Source organism: Vibrio sp. V39_P1S14PM300, from assembly GCF_009904765.1.
In the GTDB taxonomy this organism is placed as follows: Bacteria; Pseudomonadota; Gammaproteobacteria; order Enterobacterales; family Vibrionaceae; genus Vibrio; species Vibrio proteolyticus.
In genome coordinates this window covers 1-4,019 of sequence record NZ_WXWP01000249.1, presented here as the reverse complement: position 1 = coordinate 4,019, position 4,019 = coordinate 1, and the positions used below count along the sequence as shown (strand labels likewise).

The 4,019-nt window shown below is 46.4% G+C and carries 3 protein-coding genes; 2 read left to right on the top strand and 1 reads right to left on the bottom strand.

Going from position 1 to position 4,019, the window contains the following annotated elements:
• Positions 1-146: 146 nt before the first annotated feature.
• Complete coding sequence (locus CAG65_RS12705; RefSeq protein WP_237668811.1) at positions 147-1,868, top strand: Ig-like domain-containing protein; 1,722 nt, start codon at positions 147-149, stop codon at positions 1,866-1,868.
• 76 nt (positions 1,869-1,944) lie between these two features.
• On the opposite strand, the gene CAG65_RS12700 is transcribed toward CAG65_RS12705, so the two are convergent.
• Complete coding sequence (locus CAG65_RS12700; protein ID WP_237668438.1) at positions 1,945-3,237, bottom strand: DUF7507 domain-containing protein; 1,293 nt, start codon at positions 3,235-3,237, stop codon at positions 1,945-1,947.
• Positions 3,238-3,883: 646 nt separating this feature from the next.
• Here CAG65_RS12700 and CAG65_RS12695 point away from each other — a divergent pair.
• Positions 3,884-4,019 (top strand): DUF2474 domain-containing protein (locus tag CAG65_RS12695; protein WP_161453886.1); only part of this gene is annotated, 136 nt, incomplete at its 3' end.

The following is a 4,019-nucleotide window of genomic DNA, read 5'->3' as shown; positions in this document are numbered from 1 at the left end:
AATCCGAGGTATATACGTTGAATTTTATTAACTCTTTCAAAATATTAAGTTTCAACACTAACTTATCATTGCGAGGGAAGGGGGCTTTTGCATTATTGCTGGCGGGCCTGTTTTCATTGTCGTCTTTTTCTGCACTCGCAAGTGTAATGCTCTCCACCAAAGGTGAACAAAAAACGTTGGTTTTACTGGTGAATTTTCAGGAGAACCCGAATGAGAAGCCCCTGTCTTTGTCGGATGCCGACAGCTTGGTTTTTGGTGATGTAAACAATTTTTACCGAGAGAGTTCGTACGGTCAAACCTGGTTAACCGGTCAGGTTTCAGGTTGGTATACCTTACCAGTCTCAAATCAAACCTGCGATTTAAACGCGGTCCAAGAGGCGGCGGACAAAATGGCGGCGGCGGATGGTGTTCCGGTGGCTGATTATGAGCGTATCATCTATTTAATGACGGAAACCACGTGCGGCGTAGCGGGATCTGCCAGTATGCAAGGTGTGCCGTCAAGGGCTTATATTAACAATGTGTTCACCGCAACCAATATTGCGCATGAACTGGGGCACAACTTCGGGCTGCACCATTCACGAGCACTGGATTGTGGCGAACAAACGCTATCGGATCACTGTACTACCTATGAATACGGGGACACGTACGACGTTATGGGTAACCCGGATATTGGTTACTTCAATACGTTCCAAAAAGAACAACTCGGTTGGTTGGATGGTGAAAACGCCTCTAAAACCATCAATGTGACTCAAGATGGAACCTACACTATTACCAATTATGAAGACCAGAGCAATAAGCCGGTTACGATCAAAGTGCCTCGGGGTATCGACCCTGAGTCCGGCAATATGCGCTGGTTTTACATCGAATACCGTCAGTCAGTAGGCTTTGATAACTTTTTGGATGCACGATCTTATCGGTTGTATCGTGGTGACGTTACCGATGGCATCATTATCCGCACGGCGACGGATGGCGATGCGCGCAGCAGCAATTTGCTCCATTTTAAAACGAATTCGGAGTTCCGCAATGTTTTCGGTCGTAATGACTGGTTTGATCCGGCCATGGCGGTTGGTGACAGTTACGTCGATCCGGTTTCAGGTGTCACGCTTAGCTTGATCAGCGCGGCGAATGGCAGCGCAGAAGTGAGTGTTGTATTTGATGGCGCCAATGGGAGTGAGCCAGGCAATAAGGTGTGTACCAATAACTCGCCAGAACTGAGTGCTGTCGCGATGACCGACAATGCAGTATTGGCGGGAGAAACGGTGTCTTACCTGGTGACCGTCACCAACCGTGATACCGTGGATTGCGTCACAAGCAGCTTTGATGTTCGTGCTTCGGTTCCGAGTGGCTGGCAGGCAAACAACGAAGCGTTGACACTGGCTCCGGGTGAGACTGGTCAGGTGATGATTTCCGTCGCTTCTTCAGCAGATGCTGTGGCAAATGACTATTCAATTGCAGTAAGCGCGACCAACAGTTCGGCGTTGGATTCCAGCACGATAGCCACTGTGCCATTCACCGTTGTTGCAGATGACAGCACCTCTTCAGCACCGATCGCGGTAAATGATAATGTTGTTATGTCTTCAAAGTCTGCAGTGACGGTCGATGTGTTAGCGAACGATATTGTTGAGGAAACCGCGTCAGTGTCTGTGATCTCGTTCACTCAGCCTAGCAAAGGCCGCTTGGAAATGTTGTCGGACGGCACACTGCGTTACACGCCTGAAAAGCGTTTCAAAACCAGTGATAGTTTCAGCTACACCATCAGCGATGGCAAAAACAGTTCGACGGCACGCGTATCTGTGACGCTGGAGGCGTCATCAGGGGGAGACTCTTCGGCAGGCGGCCCGGGTAACGGCAAAGGCAATAAAAAGTAAGCCTAACAAAAAAGATGCCTGATGAATCAACATCAGGCATCGATCAGTTTATCTACGACAACTTGTTTACGTGTCTTTACTCAGGGCAGTTTTCAGGCTCTGGGCATTCAGGGCACAGTTTACAAGTTGCCTCTGCGGCCATCACATTGACAGTTCCGCCAAATACGGTGATACCGCTGGCATCAACCATATCGGTGAAGCCTCGGACTTCTTCGCCAGGTAATGGTAAGCCTTCACCCATTTGAGGAACAGGATCATAGTTACCTGCGAAATCAGCACATTCTCCCGGATCCAGCGCAAATGGAGAACCTAATTCCATTCCATCCTTCATGTACGTTGGTCCATCGCTATCTTCGCTGTCGGTAACGGCAATGCCTTCAACAGTCACAATAGAGTTGTTACAAACACTACCGCTGTAGTTGATTTGCAGGCCGTATTCATGAAGACCCGTTTCTTCAAACCGGTTTTTCACAACTACGTCACAGTCTTTTTGCAGTACCAGTTTGCCAGGGATGTTTTGAGACGGACAGTCGAAGGTATCATCATCGTCAACCGCAGTGACACCGCCTGTCGCAATTGCAGCCGATACGGTTGCTTTGTTCATGATACCGTTCTGATCCACTCTCAACATACCGTTAAACTCTTCTGAGTCACCGACCGCGAGCATGGCCAGATCGAATTGGTGAGTACCATTATCCAAGTCTTTTTCTTCGGCAGTGACATCGATCGCTTTGATATCATACAAAGGGAGTTGACCAGTGTTTTCTACTGTCAGAGAGTAATTGTATTTCAATGATTGACCATCCTCACCGACACCGCCAAATGTACAGGTTTTGGTGATTTTGATCTCGGGTTTACCCGGGGTGTAACAGAACGAGATATGACTCAACCCCGCATATTTACCATTTTTACCGACAGGGGAGTGCAGACCGCCATCAGAACTCACCAATAGTCCATCAGAGTAGTACTCATATAGGTTACCGCTAGGGCCGCCTTTGACAAATACACCTTGAATAATGACAGCGCTTGAACCTTGATCCCATGAGAAGGTTTTGGAGCCTTCTTGCACGGCAATCATAACTTCCAGTGTTCCGTCACTGTATGTACCGTCAGCAACAGGTTCGACCCTTAACTCCCTTAGATCAGGAATGTCCATCAAAAGGTCTGAACAAGTCGGGTTGCCTTCAGACTCCATAGGCTGTACACCTTGATCGGATGGGTCACCTGCGGCCGCTTGCACATTCTGAAGGCCCAGAATGGCACTTAAGGCTAGCAGCCATCCAAGTTGTTTAAACAAGTTTCCTATGTTAGATAAGCTGGTACAACAGAGCTCCCTGCTGTGCCACCATGCTTTCGTTGTTGCTTTCATAAAACCTCCTGCGGGTATGGGGACAAGACTTGCTGTTCCATACAACCGCCATCGTTGTTCTTACTGAAATAAGTTTGGTACCGCGACTGACAGTAAGCATAGAGTGTTCCATTTTTAACTTTATGTATTTAAAGGGAATTTATTTTTATACATGTAACGGTGAACAGTTTGGCTGTGCAACAAGAGGCTAAGAGATCAAGAGACATCCGGTTAACTTGCTGAATGTGTTGAATTAGAGGGGAGTCAATACGTTGTACACGATGCGAACAACGTGTAACACCGACGAACACAGTGTGACTATTTTATTAAGTTGCATATCCTTCGCGCATAAGACCTGAGATAGGCTGTTGATTGGACATATTTAAACGTTTGATAATTTCCATTTTCAACGATGAAAATTTCTAGATTTATATTGGTGGTGAGAGAAGTGAAGGTTTATGGTTACCAAATTTAATGGTTAAATGCCAAGATTATTTGTGTTGTTCGATTATACCCTCATCCATAGAAAGTATTGATAATGCTATTGTACAAATCAATTTGACCAGTCTACTTAAGATATTATGATAGATAATATCTTATACAGTCTTCTTATTTCTGAACGTTGTGATTTTTAATGAGTTAAAAAGCCAAGTATAGAGAGTTATTTATGAGTGAAAAAACAACGGAAAAATCGCGAAGCCTATCCATAGACTTGCTGTGGATGGGGGCTATCTGGTTCGGGAGCGTGATGACGCTTGGTGTTGTCGCCACAGGCTTTCGAGCGTTGATGCAGGCTGCCGGAA

Coding starts and splice junctions, on each gene's coding strand:
- CAG65_RS12700 (WP_237668438.1), bottom strand. CDS start 3,237: ATGAAAGCAACAACGAAAGCATGGTGGCACAGCAGGGAGCTCTGTTGT.
- CAG65_RS12705 (WP_237668811.1), top strand. CDS start 147: ATGCTCTCCACCAAAGGTGAACAAAAAACGTTGGTTTTACTGGTGAAT.